22 protein-coding genes are annotated in these 23,059 nt (G+C 39.6%); 5 read left to right on the forward strand and 17 right to left on the reverse strand.

The window, feature by feature from the left end:
• The coding region (locus tag ACOXY8_RS07305; protein ID WP_458330908.1) for a hypothetical protein at positions 1–317 on the forward strand (317 nt) is incomplete at its 5' end.
• Between the two features lie 103 nt (positions 318–420).
• Here the strand turns inward: ACOXY8_RS07305 and ACOXY8_RS07310 are convergent.
• The 6 genes from ACOXY8_RS07310 to rpmH are packed head-to-tail and all read right to left on the reverse strand — an operon-like array spanning position 421 to position 4,707.
• A complete protein-coding gene (locus ACOXY8_RS07310; RefSeq protein ID WP_458330909.1) occupies positions 421–933 on the reverse strand; it encodes a DUF2480 family protein in 513 nt (170 codons plus the stop codon).
• Between the two features lie 2 nt (positions 934–935).
• Positions 936–1,619 carry a tRNA (adenosine(37)-N6)-threonylcarbamoyltransferase complex dimerization subunit type 1 TsaB gene (tsaB, locus tag ACOXY8_RS07315; protein WP_458330910.1) on the reverse strand — a complete coding sequence of 228 codons (684 nt, stop codon included), beginning with the start codon at positions 1,617–1,619 and terminating at the stop codon, positions 936–938.
• On the reverse strand, positions 1,619–2,446 hold the full coding sequence (locus ACOXY8_RS07320; protein WP_458330911.1) for a sulfite exporter TauE/SafE family protein: 828 nt from the start codon (positions 2,444–2,446) through the stop codon (positions 1,619–1,621). The genes tsaB and ACOXY8_RS07320 overlap by 1 nt, the downstream gene beginning before the upstream one ends.
• A complete protein-coding gene (locus tag ACOXY8_RS07325; protein WP_458330912.1) occupies positions 2,446–4,089 on the reverse strand; it encodes a S41 family peptidase in 1,644 nt (547 codons plus the stop codon). Before ACOXY8_RS07325 ends, ACOXY8_RS07320 begins: the two co-directional genes overlap by 1 nt.
• A 48-nt stretch (positions 4,090–4,137) precedes the next feature.
• Positions 4,138–4,530 carry a ribonuclease P protein component gene (rnpA, locus tag ACOXY8_RS07330; RefSeq protein ID WP_458330913.1) on the reverse strand — a complete coding sequence of 131 codons (393 nt, stop codon included), beginning with the start codon at positions 4,528–4,530 and terminating at the stop codon, positions 4,138–4,140.
• Positions 4,531–4,548: 18 nt separating this feature from the next.
• Positions 4,549–4,707 carry a 50S ribosomal protein L34 gene (gene rpmH / locus ACOXY8_RS07335; protein WP_458330914.1) on the reverse strand — a complete coding sequence of 53 codons (159 nt, stop codon included), beginning with the start codon at positions 4,705–4,707 and terminating at the stop codon, positions 4,549–4,551.
• Between the two features lie 119 nt (positions 4,708–4,826).
• Between rpmH and ACOXY8_RS07340 the strand changes: the two genes are divergently transcribed.
• Positions 4,827–6,503 (forward strand): M61 family metallopeptidase, encoded by a 1,677-nt coding sequence (locus ACOXY8_RS07340; RefSeq protein WP_458330915.1) that lies wholly within the window; start codon positions 4,827–4,829, stop codon positions 6,501–6,503.
• Between the two features lie 258 nt (positions 6,504–6,761).
• On the opposite strand, the gene ACOXY8_RS07345 is transcribed toward ACOXY8_RS07340, so the two are convergent.
• Genes ACOXY8_RS07345 through gmd form a run of 4 tightly spaced genes read right to left on the reverse strand, consistent with a single transcriptional unit; the run spans position 6,762 to position 10,906 of the window.
• On the reverse strand, positions 6,762–7,682 hold the full coding sequence (locus ACOXY8_RS07345) for a PfkB family carbohydrate kinase (RefSeq protein ID WP_458330916.1): 921 nt from the start codon (positions 7,680–7,682) through the stop codon (positions 6,762–6,764).
• A gap of 6 nt (positions 7,683–7,688) precedes the next feature.
• The gene (locus ACOXY8_RS07350) at positions 7,689–8,864 is read right to left on the reverse strand and encodes a hypothetical protein (protein ID WP_458330917.1); all 1,176 of its coding nucleotides are present in this window, start codon (positions 8,862–8,864) and stop codon (positions 7,689–7,691) included.
• Complete coding sequence (fcl, locus tag ACOXY8_RS07355; protein WP_458330918.1) at positions 8,861–9,793, reverse strand: GDP-L-fucose synthase; 933 nt, start codon at positions 9,791–9,793, stop codon at positions 8,861–8,863. The genes ACOXY8_RS07350 and fcl overlap by 4 nt, the downstream gene beginning before the upstream one ends.
• Entirely contained in the window at positions 9,794–10,906 is a 1,113-nt protein-coding gene (gene gmd, locus ACOXY8_RS07360; protein ID WP_458330919.1) for a GDP-mannose 4,6-dehydratase, read from the reverse strand.
• A 108-nt stretch (positions 10,907–11,014) separates the two neighbouring features.
• Here gmd and ACOXY8_RS07365 point away from each other — a divergent pair, with 108 nt between their 5' ends.
• Genes ACOXY8_RS07365 through ACOXY8_RS07375 form a run of 3 tightly spaced genes read left to right on the forward strand, consistent with a single transcriptional unit; the run spans position 11,015 to position 13,780 of the window.
• Complete coding sequence (locus tag ACOXY8_RS07365) at positions 11,015–11,839, forward strand: ABC transporter permease (protein WP_458330920.1); 825 nt, start codon at positions 11,015–11,017, stop codon at positions 11,837–11,839.
• On the forward strand, positions 11,839–13,092 hold the full coding sequence (locus ACOXY8_RS07370; protein ID WP_458330921.1) for an ABC transporter ATP-binding protein: 1,254 nt from the start codon (positions 11,839–11,841) through the stop codon (positions 13,090–13,092). Before ACOXY8_RS07365 ends, ACOXY8_RS07370 begins: the two co-directional genes overlap by 1 nt.
• 10 nt (positions 13,093–13,102) lie before the next feature.
• Complete coding sequence (locus tag ACOXY8_RS07375) at positions 13,103–13,780, forward strand: hypothetical protein (RefSeq protein ID WP_458330922.1); 678 nt, start codon at positions 13,103–13,105, stop codon at positions 13,778–13,780.
• 498 nt (positions 13,781–14,278) lie between these two features.
• On the opposite strand, the gene ACOXY8_RS07380 is transcribed toward ACOXY8_RS07375, so the two are convergent.
• The 7 genes from ACOXY8_RS07380 to ACOXY8_RS07410 all read right to left on the reverse strand — a co-directional run bounded on the left by ACOXY8_RS07380 (position 14,279) and on the right by ACOXY8_RS07410 (position 23,046).
• The gene (locus ACOXY8_RS07380; protein WP_458330923.1) at positions 14,279–15,466 is read right to left on the reverse strand and encodes a hypothetical protein; all 1,188 of its coding nucleotides are present in this window, start codon (positions 15,464–15,466) and stop codon (positions 14,279–14,281) included.
• Between the two features lie 155 nt (positions 15,467–15,621).
• Positions 15,622–17,226 (reverse strand): hypothetical protein, encoded by a 1,605-nt coding sequence (locus tag ACOXY8_RS07385; protein ID WP_458330924.1) that lies wholly within the window; start codon positions 17,224–17,226, stop codon positions 15,622–15,624.
• Complete coding sequence (locus tag ACOXY8_RS07390; RefSeq protein WP_458330925.1) at positions 17,216–19,381, reverse strand: hypothetical protein; 2,166 nt, start codon at positions 19,379–19,381, stop codon at positions 17,216–17,218. Before ACOXY8_RS07390 ends, ACOXY8_RS07385 begins: the two co-directional genes overlap by 11 nt.
• Before the next feature lie 41 nt (positions 19,382–19,422).
• Positions 19,423–20,574: a BatA domain-containing protein gene (locus ACOXY8_RS07395; RefSeq protein WP_458330926.1), complete on the reverse strand. Its 1,152-nt coding sequence runs from the start codon at positions 20,572–20,574 to the stop codon at positions 19,423–19,425.
• Complete coding sequence (locus tag ACOXY8_RS07400; protein ID WP_458330927.1) at positions 20,571–21,440, reverse strand: DUF58 domain-containing protein; 870 nt, start codon at positions 21,438–21,440, stop codon at positions 20,571–20,573. Before ACOXY8_RS07400 ends, ACOXY8_RS07395 begins: the two co-directional genes overlap by 4 nt.
• 5 nt (positions 21,441–21,445) lie before the next feature.
• On the reverse strand, positions 21,446–22,426 hold the full coding sequence (locus ACOXY8_RS07405; RefSeq protein ID WP_458330928.1) for an AAA family ATPase: 981 nt from the start codon (positions 22,424–22,426) through the stop codon (positions 21,446–21,448).
• A 2-nt stretch (positions 22,427–22,428) separates the two neighbouring features.
• A complete protein-coding gene (locus tag ACOXY8_RS07410) occupies positions 22,429–23,046 on the reverse strand; it encodes a DUF4159 domain-containing protein (protein ID WP_458330929.1) in 618 nt (205 codons plus the stop codon).
• Positions 23,047–23,059: the final 13 nt, after the last annotated feature.

Genomic DNA, 23,059 nt, shown 5'->3' on the forward strand with positions numbered 1-23,059 from the left:
TCTCTAACGAGTCCTTAAAACGGTTTGCTGTTTATCCTATCCATCTTTTCAAAGAACTTTTCAGCACAACCCTTCCGATTGTACTAAATGATCATATCCCTATGATTGTTGCCGATTTCTCTCGATTACTCGTCACTCGTTTCCCGAGCAACTCCTCCGCTCCGATCCTTTCCTCCCACCTTCCTTCCAAAAGCGGATGCAAAGGTAAGAAAAAACTTTCTCTTAATCCAAATGAAATCGCAAAAAAAAGAAAGAAAAAAATTACACCACTCAACCAACTCCGCAATCTTCACCTTTTCTATCCGCCATCCGCCTGATGGGAGGACAAAGGTAACAGGTCATTTTTTACCTGCAAAGGTTTTCCAATAAATAGTTGAAGTTATTTTGCTTAAAAAGGCCATCTACCTGAAAGCCTGAATATTATTTTTTGGGCGCTTTGTAAATAGGCACGGTGCTGCATGGCTCACCATACATTAAACTAGAAACTACGGGTTGAAAATACTTGGTCGCCTCCAAATAAGCGAATTCTGGAGCGAGCAAACTCGAGCAACCTTTTATCACAACTTTTGCATTTTCGAATTCCTTTGAAAGCTTTTTTAGAATATCTGTAATTATCAATTTTTGCAAATCTGCATCCGAACCAAAGGTGAAGCCCTTCGCCACTGGACTAAGATAGATGCTCACAAGCATGAAAGCCCACATCGGCACAATGGCATCAGCAGAACAATGAACCCTCACCCAGCTGCCTTTATAAACAGACCAATCATAATCCTTTAAGTATTGACGGAAATCCTTTTCCCTTAAAATCAATTCTTGAAACAATGCCTTCTTAATATCAAACTCAGCCGTTGGCTCATTCTTGAGATATTCAGAGAGGTCAATTGTTTTTAATGGACTGCTTGCTACTCTATTGATAATTTCTATTTCACTCATTTCTAAAATAATTTTTTAGGCTGTGTGGTTTTATAGGCTTTTAGATAAAAGGGCTCAAAGTATGCCACATCTTCAAACTCTTGGTTCTTGAATTTTTCATTTGCCAACACGCCAATACTTTTGGCATCAGGTCTGAAACCCTCCCAAATATGAAAATTGCTCTTACCCTTAAAGACCTCCTGAAGCTTCTCGGCTCCGTCACCAAAAAACACCACAGTCGAATCTCCTAGTTCCATAAAACTTGATTCATCTATAATCTCAGGTTTTGTATCTGAAATCACAGACCCTCCCGCTTCTCCTACTAAGCAATAGACTTCCATACGGCGCGCATCAATCATTGGGACGTAGTACTGAAAGTTGCTCTTATACTTAACCGCTGAATGCAACATTCCCTCAAGAGAGTTGATTCCGATCAATTTGCAATTACTCCCTATACAAATTCCTTTTGCTGTGGAAACACCAATCCGCAATCCCGTATAAGAACCTGGACCTTTTGATACAGCCACAGCGTCTAATTCATCAAAAGCTACACCAGCATATTCAAGACAGTGCTTGATCATCAATGTTAAATTACTCGATTGGGATTTCTCAACTCTCAATTCACTATAGCTCAGCAACTCTTCATTTTTGAAAAGAGCAACAGAACAAACCGGAGTGGACGTTTCTAAAGCAAGGATTATACTCATTATATAAACAGATAATCGAAAACGATTTTGGACAAAACGATAAACAAAAATCCAATAAATATTCGGCTTATCAATTTTGATGGTAATTTATTCGAAAGCTTCACACCCAATGGAGCGCCAACTAATAATCCAAAAGTCATCGGAATCATTACTGGCAAAATTATCAAGCCCAGTTTATCGTTTGCTGAAATTGCAGCATCTTCGAAACTGTAGAAGAACATATTGGGAATAGTCAGCGCAAATGAAATCACCAAGATCACTCCTAGTGAAATGCTATTCGCTTTTTTTATTGGTAGCTTAAAGTAATTATTGAGCAATGGAATTAAAACCACTGCACCTCCTAATCCAGACAATGCTGATGCTGTTCCTGTAACAATACCAGACGATACATATTGACTGTTTTTGAGATTCTCTGCTCCATCAAGTTCCTTCGACTGAAATTGTGAGCTTATCTGTTGCCATAAAGCAAATAATAAAATCACAAATATGAGTGCATTGAAAAAATCTACGGAGTAGTAGCTGGTATTTACATATACATATTGAAGGAATACCGAAGCAAATAATGCTGGCAAACCAACCAACAATATCTCTTTTGGGAAAAATCTCCCGCTTCTTTTCAAAGTAATAGTGCCTACAAGTGAAGCTGCTAGGATGGCAGCCATGGAATTGGCAATAATTAAAGAACTCATGAACTCTTCTTTTATCCCCATAGAAAAAAATATCTCTGGTAAGATGGAAATGAAAATAATTCCTCCTCCTACACCGAGCAACCCGGATAGTAAGCCAGCTGCTAAGCCTATCGCAAGCAGCCAAAGAATATCAATCATTATTGATGCTTAAGGATGGAATTATAGCGGGAGGTTTCCTTGAGTACGTTCAATGCCATTTGCACATCTTCATCTTCTTGAAACGATGCACGAATTTGCCCTTCCTTAAAAAATTGACGAGACACTAATTCTACTTTCAACATTTTCTTAATATCAGGCTTGAAGGTTTGTAAATCTTGATCTTTGTTATGCATTACCTTTTTAGCCAGTTGATCCAATTCGCCTTTTACTCCTGAGTAATATTGTTCCTCTTTTGCTATATCCTCTAATACTTTGATGGAGGATTCCATACGGGTGGTATAGTCAAAATCCTTATCGTTGAGCCAATCAATAAAAGCATTGTAGATTTCATCCGTAACTTCAAAATCTTCTGGAGAAGTAATGGCTGGCAAGTTCTTTTGATATTCCGTAGCGAAATCGAAAATCATGTTTTGCTGATCCAAACCCAGAATTATAGACGGAATCTCCTCTTGGATTACAGGTACATCAGGGTCAATTCCTGCACCATCATAAACAATTCGACCATTTTGGGTGGTAAATGCCACTTTCAACGAATCAGGTAATTTTACCGCCTGATTATTTGCGTAATCTATCGCTTGAATGCATCTGCCGCTTGGGATATAATATTTAGCTGTAGTAATCTTCAATTGAGAATTGTAGGAAAGGGGTCTTGTCGCTTGAACTAAGCCTTTTCCAAAAGTTTTCTGGCCTACTAGTATGCCTCTATCATAATCCTGAATAGCACCCGCAACAATTTCGGAAGCAGAAGCACTTCTCCCAGAAGTCAATACTGCAATTGGGATATCTAAATCTACTGGTTGATTTAAACCATAATAGGTCTTATTCCAATCATCAATTTTTCCTTTGGTACTCACAATCTCAGCACCTTTAGGCAGAAACAAATTGGAAATATTAACCGCTTCACTTAATAAGCCACCTGGATTATCTCGCAAATCCAGTATTAGTTTCTTCGCACCCTTCTCCTTCAGTTCGATGAGTGCGTCTTTCACTTCCTTAGATGCATTGGTTGTAAAATCACTCAACTTGATGTAAGCAACTTCCTGATTCACCATTCCATAAAAAGGTACATTTGGAATGGTAACCTTTTCTCGCTTGAGCATGAAATCTAATGGAGCATTTTCACCAAAGCGCTTTACCGTAATTTTCACATCTGAATTTACTTGGCCTTTTAGCAACTGACTAATCTCGTCATTGCTTTTGCCTTTCACATCTATATCGTTCACCGACAATATTTCGTCGCCAATACGAATGCCCGCTGAAGCTGCAGAAAATCCTTTATGTGGCATTATCACAATATTTTTATCATCGTGTGTACCTACAAGCATTCCCACACCTGCATACTCATTGGTAGTCATCGTGCGATAGTCCTCTATCTCTTCCTCAGGATAATAATTGGTATAAGGATCCAAAGACATCAACATCGAATTGATTCCGATATTCATCAGTTTACTTGGATTCACATCGTCCACGTAAAACTGGTTTACCTCTTTATATAAAGTGGCGAATATGTCAAGGTTTTTGGCTATTTGGAAATACTTCTCTCCTGGGTCGCTGAACGAGAAATATAATATACCAGTGCTTATTAGTAATCCTGCCGCAATCTTCTTTGTCGTAGCTCTCATTGAAATAATGTTAAATCAAAAACGCATGATGTAGACTATAAATAATCTTTACCTGCGTTCTTTGTTCAAACGCTTAAAAGCTTCAATAAATTTCTCTTGAAGGAAAGAAATTGGATGCTCTTTTTTAGCAATATAAAGAATTGCTATCAGAAACTGAACATCTTGGCTATGAGTGGATAATTTGGGTTTTTGAAGGCGATATACCTCCCGCAACAGACGTTTAATTCTGTTGCGATCGACTGCCCTCTTGAAACTTCGCTTCGAAACAGTGAACATAACCTGAGCTTCAGGCTGCTGTTCATCTACCTTAGGAATCTCTAAAATGAGGATCTTGTAGGGATACAAAAAAAAAGAGGAACCTTTTTCAAAAAGTTCCTTAATAAGCTTTTTGCTATGTAATCTCTCCGCTTTGGAGAAAGAATAAGGCTTGAACGTAGTCACAGCCCTAATCTAACAAAATTATTGCTTATGACGACGATTGGAAGAAACAGTAAGCTTGTGTCTGCCTTTGGCACGACGACTAGCTAATACTCTACGACCATTGGCACTGGCCATTCTCTCACGGAAGCCATGCTTATTTCTTCTTTTCCTATTTGAGGGTTGAAAGGTCCTTTTCATATCTTGATATCTTTAAATTTGAGCCAATGATCGTAATCGGATCAATTATTTTTCGATTACGGGCTGCAAAGTTAATTACAGTAAATTAAATTTCAAATTATTTACCGAAAACTAAACGAATGATTTTCTACCAACTACATATTGCCAAGCCAACTAGCCAAATTCTAGAAGTGACAATAAGCTTCGAAACTGCCCTCAAAACGACTGATTGCATATTTATACCTTACTATAGACCTGGCAGATATCAGTATGCAAGCTATGAAAAGAATATTAATTGTTTGACTGCAACGGATGCTAAAGGGGAGAATATTTCATTGAGACGATGTGATTTGAACAAATGGCAACCCGAATTAGACGGAATCACTCGAATAAGCTACCAATATGATTGTAGCAGAATGGATGCGGGAGGTAGCTGGATCGATGATGAATTGGTCTATCTCAACTTTGTAAATTCTCTGATGATGGTGGAAGGTAGAGAAAGTGAAACCATTAAAGTAGAAGTAAGCTACGATAAACCAATTGAAGCTATTTATCCCTCCCGCTCTGCATCATTGCAATACGACAATTATTTCCAGCTGATAGACGAACCCTTTACCGCAAGTGCAAACTCCTCCACTTTAGCCTTCGAAATTGATGAAATTCCATTTAGAATTATCACCATCGGTAGCCTCCCATTGCCCGAAGTAGATTTGGCAAATCTTTTCAAGAAGTTTTCTATAGCTCAGAAGAATGTTTTCGGCGAATTTCCATTCAGCTATTACGATTATATAATCTTCTGCAGCGACCGAACACCTTATCATGGAGTAGAACATGCCAATTGCACGGTAATTACGCTTCCTCAGGGCAAAAGTCCAGAGGAGAATTTGAATAGCCTGTTGGGCATCAGCTCCCATGAGTTGTTTCACGCTTGGAATGTGTGCCGAATTAGGCCACGGGAATTATGGCCGTATCGTTTACAATCTCCAGTGATTTTTGATACCGGCTATGCGCTGGAAGGATTTACAACTTATTACGGCGATTTGATGCTCGTCCGCTCTAGGGTGATTGATTTGGATGCTTTCTTAGCCGAATTGAATTTGCGATTGGCTCAATATTTCCAATTCGATGGTCGGCATAATGCTAGTTTGCAATCCTCCTCCCGCGCCCTTTGGGCAAATGCATACGATAGAGCTTCCTTGGAAAAAGAGGTTTCCATCTATGGCAAAGGCATGCTTGCCAGCTTAACGATCGATTTGTTTCTGAGAAAAAGTAGTGAAAATCAATTTTCATTAGATGAAGTAATGAAATGGTTATGGAGGGATTTTTACCTTCAAAACAAACCATATTCCCATGCTGATATTCTACAGCTAATGGAAAAAGCGGGAGGTAAAGAGGCTGCAATACTCTTTCAAAAGCTTGTGGGTAGCACAGAACCTATAGAAAATTTCCTTACAGAGCTTCTTCCATTTGTTGGTTTGCAATTGAAGCAGCTAAACAATAACTCAAAACTGATACAGCATTTGGGTATTGTTGCTCAAATGGATGCCGACAAACTCTCCATTGTAAAAATCTTTACCGAAAGCCAGGCTTACGAGGAATTGATGAGGGGGGATGTACTTGTAAGCATCAATAATATGGCGCCATCGGAATATAATGGCGAGCAACAAGTAACTGTGGAAGTACTAAGAGGAAACCGAAATCTAAAACTTGCTTGGACAGAAAAAATTGACTCATTTGGCTCCTATTATGAGATTCAAAAAATGGATCAGATTTCAGAAGAGCATACTACTAATATGAAAATGTGGATTGGAGTTTAATAATGACTTTCGCATTAGTATGACCAACTGTTCGACATTTGCAATGTCGTACTGCGGATAAATAGGATTTGTAATCCGATAAGCAATTCATTGGAGATTATCCTCTGCATTTGTCTGAATCAGCCTATCGACCTAAGGTTCGCCAAAAAACCCGCAAGGTTTTGAAAACCTTGCGGGTTTGTCTATCTAAAAATAAACCAAAAAAAGCCTGCTTCAAATAATGAAACAGGCTTTTGCTATTCTTAAGTGAATCGCTAATTAATATTCGATCTCGAACTGTACAAGATCTACAAATTCTTGAACGCGGCTTTCGACTGCTTTTTGATCTAGTTCGAATAGGCGATTAGGCCCAAATTTTTGAACACAAAAGGAGGCCATCGCTGAACCATAAATGATCGCGCGCTTCATATTTTCGAAGCTTGTATCATTGGTGCTGGCTAGGTAGCCGATAAATCCTCCCGCAAATGTATCACCTGCGCCTGTAGGATCGAAAACTTCTTCTAACGGTAAGGCTGGGGCAAAGAAAATCTGCTCCTTATTGATCAACAAAGCTCCATGTTCACCTTTTTTGATAATTAGAACTTTTGGACCCATTTCAAGGATCTTTCTACCTGCTTTCACCAAAGAATACTCTCCTGATAATTGTCTTGCTTCTTCATCATTGATTGAAAGCACATCTACCATTTGAAGTACCTCAGCCAGATCGTCCATTGCAATGTCCATCCAGAAATTCATCGTATCTAAAAGGATAAGCTTTGGTCTGTTTTTTAACCTTTTGATCACCAATTGCTGTACCGCCGGAGCCAAATTACCAAGCATTAAATACTCTGCGCCTTGGTAGCCTTCTGGAATAATAGGATCGAAATTTCCCAACACATTCAGTTCTGTAACCAATGTATCGCGGGTGTTCATATCGTTGTGATAGCGGCCTGACCAAAAGAAGGACTTTTCATTTTCCTTTATTTGTAAGCCAGTTGTATCTACACCTACAGATTCGAATCGCGCAATTTCTGTCTTTGGAAAATCGCCGCCAACTACTCCTACTAATTTGATGTTTTTAGTGAAAAAGGAAGCCGAAAGCGAACCATATGTTCCAGATCCTCCTATTATTTTATCCACTTTGCCAAATGGCGTTTCCAGTGCATCAAAGGCCACTGAACCTACAATTATCAAGCTCATATTTACTTATTTTCCAATGAAAGGATATCGTTTAAATTCTTTTCCCCTATCAAATAAATAGCGATAGGTAATATGTGTTTTGTATATTTTACCACCAATTTGCTCCGCTACTCGCATCATTTTCGGATTGAAATCTCCAATCCAATTCATCTCTGTCGTATCATAAGGAAAGCCCCTTTCGAAAATCATTTCCTGAAATTTTCTCACCATCGCACTTTCTACGCCTTTACCTTGATGTCCCGGCACTACTCCAAATACCAAACTGAGCATCTTCGTGCTAGGCTTAAATTTCTTGTAATACAAAAACTTAAGCTTGCCCAGCCAATCTAATTGGCCATCCAAATGTTTGAAAATCTGGTTGAGTTCGGGCAAAGATATGAAGAAACTTACTGGAGTGCCTTTATAAAAGCCAAAGTATATCAACCGTGGATCAATCACGGGTTTCATAGACTTGAACATGGCGAGCGCCTGTGTTTCGCTTAGTTCTTTTACACCGGCATGGCCGCCCCAAGCATTATTATACACCTCTAGAAAATAATAAGGTGCTTTGTGCATTTCGTTCATCGGAATGTAGCGAAACTCGTAATCAGGATCAGCAAGAATTTTTGTGGCTCTATCCTTATACTTATCGGTGGCTTGGTCTACCTTGGTAGCTCTTGCGTAGGTATATTGATTGAAAAATAGCTGAAAACCGTAATTCTCGAACAATTGCCGATAGTACGGGAAGTTGTAATGCATACAATAATTGGGCTCCGTAAAGCCATCGACCAATAGCCCCCACCACTTATCTCTTTCACCAAAATTTATTGGGCCGTCCATTGCCTCACATCCACGTTCAGCTAGCCAATTTTTACAAGCATCAAAAAGTAAATTCGCCGCTTCTTGATCGTCAACACAATCGAAAAAACCCAAACCGCCAGTAGGCTGATCATTCTTATCTTTAGTCTTTGGATTGATAAAAGCCGCTACTTTCCCAATGGTTTCACCCTTATCATTTACTAAAATCCATCTGATAAAATCAGCAGATTTCATTCGGGCTACTTTATTTTTTTCTTTATCGAATACAGACTCAATATCCTTATCAAGTGGACGAATATAATATGGATCGTCTTGGTAAAGGCGGGAGGGAAATTCGAGAAACTCTTTTTTGGTCTTCTTATCCTTTACTTCGATCAACTTCATAACCAGTCTGTTTTGTCGGCGAGTGCATATACAGATGAAATTCCCTCCTTCAATTCAATTTTATGCTTCCAACCAAGTTTATGTAGTTTGCCTACATCCATCAATTTTCTTGGCGTTCCATCTGGTTTGCTCGCATCAAAAACCAACTTACCTTCAAAGCCAACAACTTCACCAATAAGTGTAGCCAAATCTCGAATGCTGATATCCTCACCCGTTCCGATATTGACTAATTCTGCTTCATGGTAATTCTCCATTAGAAATACGCAGGCATCTGCCAAATCATCGGCATGAAGGAATTCTCTTTTTGGATTGCCCGAACCCCAAACTTGTACTTGGGATTCTCCACGGATTTTAGCAGTGTGAAATTTCCTTATCAAAGCAGGTAATACATGAGAATTTTGAAGATCGTAATTATCGTTTGGCCCATACAAATTGGTCGGCATTACCGAAATGAAATTACAGCCGTATTGGTCACGATAAGCTTCGCACATTTTGATACCCGCAATTTTTGCAATTGCATACGGCTCATTGGTATATTCCAGTGGCCCAGTAAGCAAATAATCCTCCCGCAAAGGCTGCGGTGCTAATTTGGGATAAATACAAGATGATCCAAGGAACATCAGTTTTTTTACTCCATTTACATAACTCTGATGAATTACATTATTCTGGATCATCAAATTATCGTACAAAAACTCTGCTCTGTAGGTATTATTCGCATGGATTCCACCCACCTTTGCCGCAGCCAAAATCACATAATCAGGTTTTTCCGCAGCAAAAAAATCAGCTACCGCCTGTTGATTTCTTAAATCTAATTCCTTGCTCGTGCGAGTAATAAAGTTTGAATATCCATCCGTTTTCAGTCGGCGATGTATGGCAGAACCAACCATCCCCCTATGACCTGCAATGTATATTTTTGCGCTTTTTTCCATCTATTCGTGGTAGTTCAGTACAGTATGTCCGCCTTTCAGCAAAAGTTTATCTTTTTGAAAAATATTCAAATCTGAAGCTACCATGTCCTTTACAAGTGAGGCCAAATCATGCTTTGGTTTCCAGCCTAGTTGAGTATTTGCTTTGGTGGGGTCACCTATTAGCAAATCAACTTCAGTTGGTCTGTAGTAAGTAGGATCTACTTTTACAATTACTTGCCCAGCTTTCAAAGCATACTCCGGATTAGAGCAGCTTACTACTTTTCCAACTTCTTCTTTTCCCTCTCCTTCGAAGCCAATTTCAATTTGCAATTCAGCAAAAGCCATTTTCACAAAATCGCGAACTCTAGTAGTTACGCCGGTCGCAATTACATAATCCTCTGGAGTATCTTGCTGAAGCATCAAATACATGGCTTCCACATAATCCTTGGCATGTCCCCAATCACGCTGTGCATCCAAATTGCCTAAATAGAGGCAATCTTGCATCCCCAAAGCGATTCGAGCGGCTGCTCTAGTAATCTTACGAGAAACGAAAGTTTCGCCTCGGATCGGACTTTCATGGTTGAACAAGATGCCATTTACTGCATACATTCCATAAGCTTCACGATAATTTACTGTGATCCAAAAGCCATACATTTTAGCCACACCATAAGGCGACCTTGGATAAAATGGCGTGGTTTCACTCTGCGGCACTTCTTGTACCAAGCCGTAAAGTTCCGAAGTTGAAGCTTGATAAATACGGCAAGTCTTGGTCATATTAAGTAAGCGTACGGCTTCTAAAATTCTCAAAGTGCCAAGCCCATCTACATTAGCAGTATATTCCGGCGTATCAAAACTCACTTTCACATGCGACATGGCACCCAGATTGTAAATTTCGTCCGGCTGAACTTCTTGAATAATGCGGATAATATTGGTAGAGTCCGTCAAATCTCCATAATGAAGCTTTAAACGAATGCCCTTTTCATGCGGATCTTGGTAGAGATGATCTATACGATCGGTATTAAATAATGAACTTCGACGCTTGATGCCGTGAACTTCATAACCTTTGTCCAGCAGCAACTCTGCTAGGTAGGCGCCGTCCTGCCCGGTAATACCTGTAATTAATGCCTTCTTCATAACAGACAAAAATAAGTTTAGCGGGATTGAAAATCCTAATTAAACTCTTTCAAATTAAAAAGAATTAAATTAAGCCTATATTTTCGAGGCGAATCAAGAATTGGTATTTTGGGAGAGCAGAACAAAACACATATAAAAGCGCAAAAAGGCTGGGCTGAGATTCCATGGAAGGAAATATGGGATTATCGAGATCTGCTGTACTTCTTGACCATCAGAAACCTAAAGGCAAAGTATGCCCAAAGCATATTGGGTACTGGCTGGGCGATTTTGCAGCCGCTTTTGTACATGGGTATTTTCACTTTAGTATTTGGCAAATTTGCTCAGCTCGACAGCGAAGGTAGACCTTATGCGCTATTCACCTTAGCGGCTATTGTGCCGTGGAGCTTTTTCTCCGCCATACTTACGGAGGGCAGCCAAAGTTTGGTTCAGCAAGCGCCCATGCTGTCCAAAGTCTATTTTCCCAGAATTATCCTCCCGATTTCTGCGGGTCTGGCAAAAGGTTGGGAGTTTATTATTGGCATTCTAATCCTCATATTCTCCACCTTATTTGTAGGCATTTTTCCTGACGTGGATTGGCTGTTTTTTATCCCGATGATTTTCCTGTTATGCATTGCTGCATTTGGTCTCGCATTTTTCTTCGCCGCATTGGCTATCCAATTTCGGGATGTCAAATACGCGCTGCCATTTCTTATTCAGCTATTATTTTTCGCTAGTCCAATTGTCTATTCCACCAGTATTGTGCCTGAGGCCATCCTCCCGCTTTATGCTTTCAATCCATTGGTTGGCATAATTGAGGGTTTTCGAGCTGCCTTTTTTCATAGTCCTGTGCAGTGGCATTTGGTAATACCGGGTGTATTTACTGCATCGGGTTTATTCGTATTTGGTCTCTTGTATTTTCACCGTGCCGAACGAAATTTTGCCGACCTAGCCTAATGAAACACGAGAAAGCCATTATCGTCGAAAATTTATCCAAAGCCTATCGCATTGGAAGCGCGCAGAATTTCCCTCCTACTTTGGCTGGACAGCTAATCGACACTTTACGAAATCCACTAGATAATTTTCGCAGAATTCGAGGGATTTCCAATGTCGAAAGCCCGTCCGCGGATATTCATTGGGCATTGCGAGAGGTAAGTTTTGACGTGAAAAAAGGTGAAGTGCTGGGTATAATCGGTAAGAATGGATCCGGGAAAAGCACTTTGCTGAAAATATTGAGCAGGATTACGCCGCCAACAAATGGAGAGGTGGAATTATATGGAAAGACTTCGTCGCTTTTGGAGATTGGGACGGGCTTTCACCCTGAACTTACCGGCAGAGAAAATATCTATATGAATGGCACCCTACTCGGCATGAAAAAGCGGGAGGTTGAAAGGCAATTAGATGAGATCATCGACTTTAGCGGAATCACACATTATATAGATACACCTGTGAAATTCTATTCATCAGGAATGAAAGTGCGATTGGGCTTTTCGATTGCCGCATTTCTGAATACTGATATTCTATTCGTGGATGAAGTGCTGGCAGTCGGCGACCTTGACTTTCAGCGAAAATGCCTTGGGCAAATGGACAATATCGCCAATTCGGGCAAAACGATTCTTTTTGTAAGTCATGATATGTCGGCCGTGCAGCATTTGTGCAAGCAAACTATATTGCTGGAAAATGGCCGATTAATAAGCCAAGGAAATACTGATGAAGTAATCAGTCGATATGTTGCGAACTCGTATTCCGAGGAAAGCACATTAGAAAATCACCCGAATAGAAAAGGGACTGGCAGCATCAAATTCAAGAAAATTGAGATTAGTAATGGCAAAAAAGAGCCATTGCCTTTGAGCTGTGGAGAGGAAATAGTGATTGATATTTGGCTGGACAATCCAATCAGCAGCTCTAAACCTAGAGTAGATATAAGAATAGATAGCGCAGTAGGACAGCGATTGATTTGGCTTAGTAGTAGTATTTATGGAGAAAGTCCGCTGGGAGCAGATCGGCTACAGTTCAAAATAGAACGCAACCCGCTCACAGAAGGTCAATATTATATCAGCTTTCATTTGAGTAATTTTGGCGAAATATGTGATTGGATCCCGCAAGCAATGCGAATAAACATATCAGCTGGCAATCCATTTGGCAATGGCAAATCCATTCCGCCTGATCAAAGCAAAATGGCAATTCCATTTGAAATCAAATACTCTTAAATTTCATTGAATGTTCTCCAAAATAAAATCCACCCTTAGAAATACACTCCTACTGCCAGAAACACATCCTGCAGATTTGCTGGCATACGAGATGATCCGAAAATATGAGAATTTGGGCTATATGCCTTATACCAATTACTCCTTGAAACCTTATGTTGTACAGCAAATTCTCAATGATATTACGATTCGTAAGCCTCAAGTAATTATCGAGTTTGGCAGCGGTTGGTCCACAAGTATTATTGCTAATTTCATATTGCAAGAAAACCTCAATTGTAAATTATACTCCTTCGAAAATCAAAAGGCATGGCATCAAATGCTATTGGACAAAATGCCCTTGGCAGCTACAGATCCTCGTATTCATTTCCAATATACTCCATTAGATAAACTAGAAAATGGCTTTAAAGGCTGCAAAGAATGGTATGATCCTAAGCTTGTAAAACTGGCATTGGCGGGAGTGAAGCAAGCAGATCTAATAATCGTAGATGGCCCATCGGACAAAGCAAAATCCTACATTCGCTATGGGTTCTTCTTGCAAATTCGTGACTTGATTCACGAGAATACTGCGATATATATAGACGACACCAATCGCAAAGAAGAAAAGGAAATCGCCATGGATATTAAGGCTAGCCTAAATCTGAAAAGCAGGCCAATGGGTAGAGCTTTGAGGTTGGGGAATGATGTTTTTTGAAGATTTTATTTTTGCTAGTGATGGTGTAAACTACTAGCTGTTGGACATTTGCAATGTCAAGCAGCTGATAAATAGGATTTGTAATTCAAGGTATATTGAGAACAAATCATTCTCACGTGTTTGTCTGAATCAAACCTGCCTACCGCAGGCAGGGATTATACAGATTTCCAAATTTCACGGATTGTATAATTTCCTCTACCACGCCAATAAAACAATCCAGTTTCAATGTAACCATAGCGATTCCGCATATTCATGTAGGGACAGGTCGCGACCTGTCCCTACATGAATGAAACCAAATTGAATAGGAATGCGGCTTTAGCCCATTCTCAATGTAAAGCTGAAACCGGCTTTAGCCAAATAATGATGAAACTATTCATTGCCATATTATCAACATAAATAGCCGGACTTTAGGCTAAAGCCAAAAAATGCACAATTGACTTCCTCCAGATAAATCTGGAAGCAATTCAATTTTCAGCATATCCTTTATAAACTTTAAAGCTAATTTTCCATCATCGGGGTAAACACCACATAATCCTCAGGATCAAGACCCAACTCTTCATTAATTTCTGAAATCCGATATGGACCATATTTTGGATGGAAAAATTTGGCAAAATATAAATTCATATCAGAAATAACTGAATAATCCCCTCTCTCTAGATCAATTTCAAACGCTTGGTAATAAATTTTATCTCCATTTAAGCTATTATAATTTGTCTCATTTGGCCATACAGGAGGTGGATCATTTCTACCATAGCGTTGCCCAATTTGAGCTAGCCGCAATAAGGAATTACTTGCTTTGTCAAAGTAAAGACCGTTATACCAAGAGTTAGTAAGATAATAATAAGTATGATCTATGCCTTCACCACCTTCGAAGGCAGTAGGTTGAGCCACTAAATCAGATTCAAAATGAATTTCATCCCAAGTATAATCTGAAAGATCAAATGAATAAAGATTTGATTCATAAGGGAAAGAAAAATAGACTTTCCCCAATTCAGGGATAAGACTTGTATAGAGTTTATACGTTTCGTTACTATATTTTTTTAGTTCAAAAGATGCCGGATACTCTCCATAGTAATCTCCTTTTCGTTCTGCTAAATCATAAATAAATAAAGGCTTATACTTGCTTACATCTGTATGGGCATTAATCGCTACTGGAAGGATTACTTTACCTTCATGATAAAACATGGTGCTACCATTAACTGCGTGAGTTTTACTAAATTTATTTGGATCTTTATTATGCCCATTTAATAAATCAAAAGTTCCCAAGACTTCACTTTTATCATTGATTATAAACACATCCGAGATACTGCCTTCATATCCATAATTACTAAAAATAAATATCGAATCCATTGAGTGGATGTAAACTTCACTTACCGATCTGAAGTTTATCGATTCATCTAAGGGTACTTTTACAATCTTTTCAGGAGTGTTAATGTCTTTGTCGAGAGAATAGAAATAAAGAGACTGATTGAAGTCATTATAAAAATAGTAATAATTATCAATGTAGCTAAAGCCAGTTATGCTATTTTTTGCTTTTGAAAACTCATCCAATTCGATTATAATCTGTTCTGGCACTTCTGATTCCATCGATGTTTCTTCTACTATTTTGCTTTTTTCCTTTTCACCACAAGAAATTGTGAAAATTGCAAAGGCTAGTAGTATAATTGAGAATTCTAAATACCTCATATAATATTTAATTCGAGTTGGTAAATACATAATTCTTGATAATTTTATTCAATTATGCTAATAAATACATATTACCAAATGCTTTAAAACAAAAAGTATGGATATTCTTACGTTTATATTCTGAAATTGATTTTAAATAGGCTAAAAAAACCAAATCAAACCTTCGGCTCAATCCACAAAAGCATCGCTAAAATCAGCAAAATACCTAGCCAAACTCCCTTTGGGAGCTTTTTGGATAATTGGGTATTGATAGGTTCCTGATGATGAACTTTTATAAAGTTTATCATCTGTTTGCGGCCAGATTGCAAAGGCAGCTCATCCTGAGAATAAACATATACTTCCAAACTATCGGCAAAGGTTTGCCAACCATTGTAAGGGAAATTAAATTCAGAAGAATAATTAAATGAATTTACAGCGGAAGCTTGAAAATAAACAGAATCCTCATTCTGCGGGATGATTTGCGACAATTCGGTTTTAGTATTTACTGCTAGCTTCTCTGGAAAATCTTGAATAAGGGGTGCAGCTATTTGCCAATTTATATCTGCTGCAGGCAGCATCTCATTGCTTAGTTCAGTCCAAAGCTCATGATAGAGAATGCTGTCTCCTGCAAACTGGATTGGGTAAGTATCCCACAAAAGGCTTAGCATCACCTTTCCCGTTCCAATGTTTTCCAAGGCTACTTTATTATCTAAAATCTGCTTTTGACTTGCCTTATCTCCAAAGGAAAATGGCAGTGCATCAATATTATTGCTAATCTTTACTTTCTCCTCATCACTCAGTTTCTGTATGGTGAAATCCGTTTCCAATTGCTGGTTTATTTTCGAAATCTCCACTTCAGGCTGGGTAATAGGAAAAAACACAGTCCCTCCCTTTTGTAAGATTTCCCTGACTCTGGCATCACTTACAAAACTAGGATCAGCAATCAGGATATCACTGCTATCAGACTGATTTATAGAAACCCCTACACTTGCATCAGCAGACGTCTGAGTAATGATTTCTACTTTGCTATGCTGCTTTCCTAGCCATTGAGCCAATACTCTAAACTCAGTTGTTGGGAAAGATTGAAGCATCAGATAAGATGCGGGAGGTCTTTCTATGCTGTAAAAATTGATTTCTAATGTGTCTGAATTGTAGTCAATCAAATTCCAGCTATTTCTACCCAATGTCTTTATGGGCACTTCTAATTCTATCGTATTGAAACCTGGGACTAAAGTAATGGAATCAATGAGCAGTTCACCATCCATTAGTGGCAAAATACCTGCGCTCGTAGCTAATATTTCTGTCTCAATTTTCTGCTTTTCTCCTTGGTACAGAATTGCCTTCCATTTCAAATTCTGCAAAGCATCCTTTTGATCCAGAGGCACCCATTCTACCTCCCGCAACCTCAAAGTACTTAATTGCTCTTTAGTCCATTGATTACCAAAAGCGACTACTTTCAAATCCTCCTTTGCCAACCTGTCAATCGGTATAGCTCGTCTTATATCTCTTTCATTTTTCAAGCTATCCAAATGCTCATTTTTCACCTCATCGCTATAAGCAATGATCGTAAAATTCCGCTCCGAAATAGGGAAGGTAGGCTGAAGAATAAAGCCAGCGAGGGCGCTGATAAACAGCAAATTTAGCAATGCTCTAAGCGATTTTCGGCGGGAGGAAAGCCGATCATCCTTGAAGATAAAATAGAACTGCCAAAACAGTAATAAGAGCAAAATGCTGCCAATTATCCAAGCTAGTGCTATGGAATACGCCCAATCAAATCCCATCTTTTAATCGCTTACGGAAGGCTTCTTCCAGTTTCTGATTGGTGATAAATGATCCATCTAAGCCGCTTGGATTTAGCAAAAGCGATGAAATCCTCTTTTTCAACATCAACTTTTCAGTTTGTGTCAATGCCTCATTGGTGGCGATTTTCTGAATGCTACTAAGATATTTCCAATCATCGAGCTCCGATTGCAGCATCCATTCGCTCCAAAGTAAGCCCAACTCCTGGAATGTGTTCAACTCCGCTCGATTTAAATTTTCCTTTTCAAGCAAGCCGTTTACTTGCGCTAATCGTGTTTGGAATAGCGCAGGCTCAAAGCTCAAATTCTTATCAAATTCCTTATTTATATCCTCCAGCTTGCCAGTAAGGCGTTTTTCATCTTCTTTGATGGGAGGTGGATCATAACCAATCCGCTTTACATAAACTCTTGCTCGCTGTTGAGCCGTTTTCAAATATTCAAGTGCTCTCTGCTGATATGGCAAAGCATCTTCGGGATGATACAATCGCATGTGCAATTCTGACTGCCACATTTCTTCCAGAGCCATTTTCAGTAGACTTCTGGTAGATTGCTCAAAGTAGGTATTTTTCTCACCCGAATCATGGTCGTGCAAATAGCTGGACATAAGTGCTGCCATGGGATCTTCCTCCTCACCTGTTTCCAATCCTCCATGGTCGTGCAATTCTTCAATCGCATTACCTTCCTCTTGTTCTCCAGTATGATTATCTTCTTTCTCTCCACCATCATGGTCGTGCACAAATCCTGACAATAAAGCTTCAAGCGAAGCTCCTTCCGGTATTGGTTCACCATTTCCAGCCGTACTTTCAAACTCTTCTCCCAAATATTGGCCATAGCGGAGTCGTAGTACTTTTTGGTCGTAACCAATCTCGTTGGAAGTGGAATTGAATTCCTGCTTTTCGAGCGACTCTTTATCAGCAATCAATTTCTCTGTATCGATGATAATTTGCCTTTGGCTGCGGAAATAATCAGGCAATACATTTATGGCCATTGTGGCCAATTCCGCTTCTGCTAGTTCTGTAGAGTCTTTGTAAATAAGGAAGTAGGTATCTGATCGCGATATATTTGGCTCTGGTCTTTGATTATCTACCGCCACCCAAAAATAGTACAACTCATCCCCTTTGTTGAAATCCATCGATTTCAAATCAAGCTTTTTCTCCATTTGGGCAGACTGGAAATTCTTTCGATCAAATGACAATCTTGTCTCGCGAAAACGCACATTCTCACCAGAACCACGCGCCAAAGTTGCTACTAAATAAACTTCACTTACCAGAAAATCATCTGAAACTTGCGCTTTCACACTATATTCTGCGCCATCCTTTTCAGTATAGTTCGAAAATAGCTCCTTAGAACTCGGCTCGATCTTAGGCGCTAAATCCGGAATGGCCTCAATTCTGTATTGATCGGAACTGTAGATTAATGAGTCTGCATGGAACGCTCGGATATTGTAAAGCCCGCTAGAAATTACGTTATCCTCCCGCCTATACACATCGCCCTTTTTCTGGAAAGCAATTTTTTGGTTCTTATTATTTACCAAGAAAACAGAAAGGGAATCCGCATTCGAAAATGAAACTTCCCAGCTTAACTCACTATTTACAATTGCCCTCACATTCAAATCTTGCCTTTCCTCCTCCACCAAGCCAGTATAGGCGGGAGGTGAAACGGTGACTGTCGCATGTTGAAATTGCGGCAAATAATTCTTGGGCTCGTTATCAACTATCGGGGCAATTCGCTGAGTAGAAATTCCAAGATTATTGGCGGGTAAAATATAATCTGCCAATGCATAAAAACTCACCGAAACAAGCAAGCCTATCACAAAAGGCATCAATTGCTGAAAAGCATAATTTGGAAACTGAATTTGAGAAATACGATTTCCTAAGCGCTCCATTTGCAATTGCTCGGCAAGGTTCAGCTGTGGCTTATACAGCAAAGCCGAACTATATTCCAAATCAGGCACATCTTGGTGTACAATTGCTAAGACCTTTTGCTGATTGGAGTGAAATACCCTAAAACGAAATGCAACACCCAAACCAACTATAAGAGCCAAAAGCAAACTAAATATTGCAGCAAGCCCAAATGCAAATAGCAAAAGCCCGACAATTATCGCTGCCAAAAAGGACTTCAGCAAAGCGTTAATCATCAACTGATTTTGGATATTCGATATGGTTTTGCGGAGCGTATTCACCTGTTTCTATTCAATGCTACTATTCTTTCTGCACCAACGCAAAGCAATAACAAAAGAATGGGCCATTCTGGTTTTTTTCGGTTTTCATCGGCGTTTTCAATCGGCGCGAAAAAACCAGCAAATTGCTGTTGACTTGTCTTCACAGGCCGCCAATCTATATCAAAATGTTCAATAATAATCTCTAGAATTTCCTCCGGCAATTGCCCCGCTTCAAACCGTTGATTTTCTTCTATCTCCAATGGAAATAAATTCTTATTCAAAATCAGTTCTTCGCTATTAATAAGGACATAACTTATGTCTTCATTCAGTTCTTCAGGCAAAGACTTAGTAAAAATCAAATCAGGATTCCTATCCGCTTCGAATACAAATTCCATCGAACAAACCTCCTCAATGGCTCCAATAGCCGTTTTTAATAAGTTCTCTTCTTGAGCAGATACGGCCTCAAACACAAGAAAAATAGGGCCTTGATGAATGATTTTGGCATTAGATGGCAGGCTTGAATTAGCTATTGTTTGCAGCAATTCATCCTCAGAAACTAGCAAAGCATTATCTGCAAACTGAATGGCAGGAATACCCATATTGGCTCCTAGGTTTTCACTTAAATGCAACTGAAACTGATTTGGAATAAAATAATTTTTGGCAGACAGCTTATTAACATCATTCTCCAAATAGAAATGTAATTCAACATTCGGATCGCTAAAAGCATCGATATGTTTTTGCAAATCGAGCTTTTGATTTTCGGATACGGGCAGGTTCTCAAGGCTTGTTAATTCCTCAGTTGAAGAGTTGAGCCAATAGACTTCATCACTTTGCTCAAACGCTTGACTCAGCTCAAATCGAAAATCTTCTACCACATTTTGAGAAGGTGCTACAAGATGAATTTTGCTAATAGAATTATCAGTATAAATGGCATTTTGAATAGGTTCTGCTAGCAAAAAGGCGATGATAATTAAGATAAGGCATCGCAAAACCAAGAGCAAAATATGATCGAGCTGAAAACCGCGGGAGGTTTGATTTTCCTTTTCCTGCAAAAACTGAATCGTTGCCCAAGGCATTGGTTTGCCTTTGCGGGCATTCCACAAATGGATGGCTATCGGAATTGCAATTGCCGTAGCAGCCCATAGCCAAGCCGAATTGAAAAAGCTCATGATTGCTGATGTTTAAGCACACAATCTCGAACGGCCTCTGCAATGGGTGTTTGCAAAGAAATGCGCAAATAAGTGAGGTTTGGAAAACGCAATTTATCGTCCAGCATATCCAAATAAGCTCTCATTGCTTTTAGATAATCTGCTCTTACGGAGCTTGCATTCAATTCTACGTGCTTCCCCGATTCCAAATCCTGAAATCGATAAAATCCTTGTATAGAAAAGTCAAGTTCCTGCTCTCCTAGAAGCTGCACAATAATGATTTCTCTACGTGGACTGATCAGAGACTTAATGGTTTGGAGCCACTCTTCATTTACTTGCAACAAGTCGGATACAAGTACAAGTATTTCTTTTTGCTTATTGATTAAGGAAAAATAGCCCTCTTCCGGTGCAATCCATTTACCTCCCGCTTCGGCTTTTTCCAATTGATAAAGCGCCATCCGAAAAGCCTGTTTGCCGGGTTCTGTGAGCACTTCTATTTGCCCATTTTTCAACCCGAAAAGTGAGAGTTCATCTCCTTGTCGATAAGCCATATTGGCCAATGACGCAATAAGCATTTTGGCATAATCCAAGCGAGTAAATCCGCCCTCTTCATAATTCATGGAGCCTGACAAATCTAGCATAAAGCGGAAACGCTGATGACTCTCAATGGCAGATTCTTGCACCATATATTTACCAGTGCGAGCCAATCTTTTCCAATCGATACGGCGAGGATCATCACCTGCTTGGTAGTGTCGGTATTGCTCGAACTCTGTACCCATACCCGCACGGATACTTGGATGCATACCCAATTGCAACATATCGCTGATCTTTTTGCCAACGAGCTGCAAATTGTGCAAGCGTACCAAATCGAGATTGCCGACTTTCATGGCTTCTAAATGCTTTTGATAAGATTTGCGATTACATCATCTGTGCTTATCCCTTCCGCTTCTGCTTTGAAGTTGAGCGCAATACGATGACGCAGCACCGGGAAAGCCAAGGTTTTAACATCCTCTGGCGTTACAGAATATCGCTCATGCAATATGGCTCTGGCCTTTGCGCAAAGTACTAATGCTTGCCCAGCTCTTGGCCCAGCACCCCATTCTGCCCATTGTTTCACAAACTCAATTTTAGTGCTTTGTGGTCTTGTCTCACGCACCAATTTATTGATCATCGTGAGCAATTCATCGCTAATATGCACTTGGCGGGTGAGCTTTTGGAGGAGCTCTATTTCAGCGCCATTTATTACGTTTTCTATTTTGACTTTTTGCTCGCCTGTGGTTCTTTTTAGTACTTCCAATTCTTCCGAATCGCTTGGGTAAGCCAGCTTTATATAAAGTAAAAATCTATCCAACTGAGCTTCTGGAAGCGGATACGTTCCTGATTGCTCAATGGGATTTTGAGTGGCAATAATCAAGAATGGCTTGGCGAGCGGATAGTTTTTGCCCGCATAGGTTACGCTATATTCTTGCATCGCTTCAAGCAATGCCGATTGCGTTTTCGGTGGAGTTCGGTTGATCTCATCAGCCAAAACGATATTGGCGAAAATAGGCCCTTGTTTGAAATCGAAAAACTTCCTGCCTGTTTCGGCATCTTCTTCTAGCATTTCCGTGCCGAGTATATCACCTGGCATTAGATCAGGTGTAAATTGGATTCTGTTAAATTTCAAATCCAAAGCAGAAGCCATCGTTTTCACCATCAATGTTTTGGCTAAGCCAGGCACGCCTTCGAGCAAACAATGTCCTCCCGCCATTAGGCTGATCAAAATCTCTTCTACCACTTCCTCCTGCCCTACGATTACTTTGGCAATCTCGGTTTTGAGTTTGGGTAGTTTTGCTACCAAATCTTTGGTAATACTTAATTCTTGTGTTTCCAATATTATACAGTTAATGCATATACGACGATGTTCACGCCAAATCGCGTATTGTCTCTAGCCAAAAATCTCTTATTTCTAAAATCATAATCCCATTCACAGCCATAGTCTTTATTGCTATACAGCACGCCAATTCTACCATTGATGATGATCGCTTTCAAATAATCATGCACGATATCATCTCCCCAGCCATTCAGCTCGAAAGAGGTGGTTGGTGGGCCATCTTCAAATTTGAAAAAGCAATTGTAAATCTCATGGTCATTCGGAATTTTTTGAAGCTTGTCTTTCCCAAAAGTTCGCTCCATTTCCTGCTCAAATGACTTGGCAAAAAGCCCATCAATATCGTGGTTGCAGTCATCGGCAAATACGAAACCGCCATTTTCAACATAGCTTTTAAAATTCTGCCTTTCTTCCGTCGAAAATTCCACCAACTTATGCCCACTGATATAACAAAACGGACTACTGAAAATCTCAGTACTGCTAAGCGGGATTACTCGCTCTGTTTCATCAATAGGAATGGTCGTATACTCCACCAAAGAATTGAGCAAATTGGAAGGCATCCGTTGGTCGGTATCCCAATTGCCTGAGTTGTATTTTAGTCTGGTGAAAAAGAATTTACGCATCTGAAATTGAGCA

Source organism: Peijinzhouia sedimentorum, assembly GCF_049340005.1.
GTDB lineage: Bacteria > Bacteroidota > Bacteroidia > Cytophagales > Cyclobacteriaceae > CAXBDP01.

What these genes read in the sequence shown, in the direction of transcription:
- ACOXY8_RS07350 (WP_458330917.1), bottom strand. Translation starts at nt 8,864, where the DNA reads ATGAAGTTGATCGAAGTAAAGGATAAGAAGACCAAAAAAGAGTTTCTC.
- ACOXY8_RS07390 (WP_458330925.1), bottom strand. Translation starts at nt 19,381, where the DNA reads ATGATTAACGCTTTGCTGAAGTCCTTTTTGGCAGCGATAATTGTCGGG.
- ACOXY8_RS07345 (WP_458330916.1), bottom strand. Translation starts at nt 7,682, where the DNA reads ATGAGCTTGATAATTGTAGGTTCAGTGGCCTTTGATGCACTGGAAACG.
- gmd (WP_458330919.1), bottom strand. Translation starts at nt 10,906, where the DNA reads ATGAAGAAGGCATTAATTACAGGTATTACCGGGCAGGACGGCGCCTAC.
- fcl (WP_458330918.1), bottom strand. Translation starts at nt 9,793, where the DNA reads ATGGAAAAAAGCGCAAAAATATACATTGCAGGTCATAGGGGGATGGTT.
- ACOXY8_RS07340 (WP_458330915.1), top strand. Translation starts at nt 4,827, where the DNA reads ATGATTTTCTACCAACTACATATTGCCAAGCCAACTAGCCAAATTCTA.
- tsaB (WP_458330910.1), bottom strand. Translation starts at nt 1,619, where the DNA reads ATGAGTATAATCCTTGCTTTAGAAACGTCCACTCCGGTTTGTTCTGTT.
- ACOXY8_RS07310 (WP_458330909.1), bottom strand. Translation starts at nt 933, where the DNA reads ATGAGTGAAATAGAAATTATCAATAGAGTAGCAAGCAGTCCATTAAAA.
- ACOXY8_RS07325 (WP_458330912.1), bottom strand. Translation starts at nt 4,089, where the DNA reads ATGAGAGCTACGACAAAGAAGATTGCGGCAGGATTACTAATAAGCACT.
- ACOXY8_RS07380 (WP_458330923.1), bottom strand. Translation starts at nt 15,466, where the DNA reads ATGAGGTATTTAGAATTCTCAATTATACTACTAGCCTTTGCAATTTTC.
- ACOXY8_RS07320 (WP_458330911.1), bottom strand. Translation starts at nt 2,446, where the DNA reads ATGATTGATATTCTTTGGCTGCTTGCGATAGGCTTAGCAGCTGGCTTA.
- rpmH (WP_458330914.1), bottom strand. Translation starts at nt 4,707, where the DNA reads ATGAAAAGGACCTTTCAACCCTCAAATAGGAAAAGAAGAAATAAGCAT.
- ACOXY8_RS07400 (WP_458330927.1), bottom strand. Translation starts at nt 21,440, where the DNA reads ATGAAAGTCGGCAATCTCGATTTGGTACGCTTGCACAATTTGCAGCTC.
- ACOXY8_RS07395 (WP_458330926.1), bottom strand. Translation starts at nt 20,574, where the DNA reads ATGAGCTTTTTCAATTCGGCTTGGCTATGGGCTGCTACGGCAATTGCA.
- ACOXY8_RS07370 (WP_458330921.1), top strand. Translation starts at nt 11,839, where the DNA reads ATGAAACACGAGAAAGCCATTATCGTCGAAAATTTATCCAAAGCCTAT.
- ACOXY8_RS07375 (WP_458330922.1), top strand. Translation starts at nt 13,103, where the DNA reads ATGTTCTCCAAAATAAAATCCACCCTTAGAAATACACTCCTACTGCCA.
- ACOXY8_RS07410 (WP_458330929.1), bottom strand. Translation starts at nt 23,046, where the DNA reads ATGCGTAAATTCTTTTTCACCAGACTAAAATACAACTCAGGCAATTGG.
- ACOXY8_RS07385 (WP_458330924.1), bottom strand. Translation starts at nt 17,226, where the DNA reads ATGGGATTTGATTGGGCGTATTCCATAGCACTAGCTTGGATAATTGGC.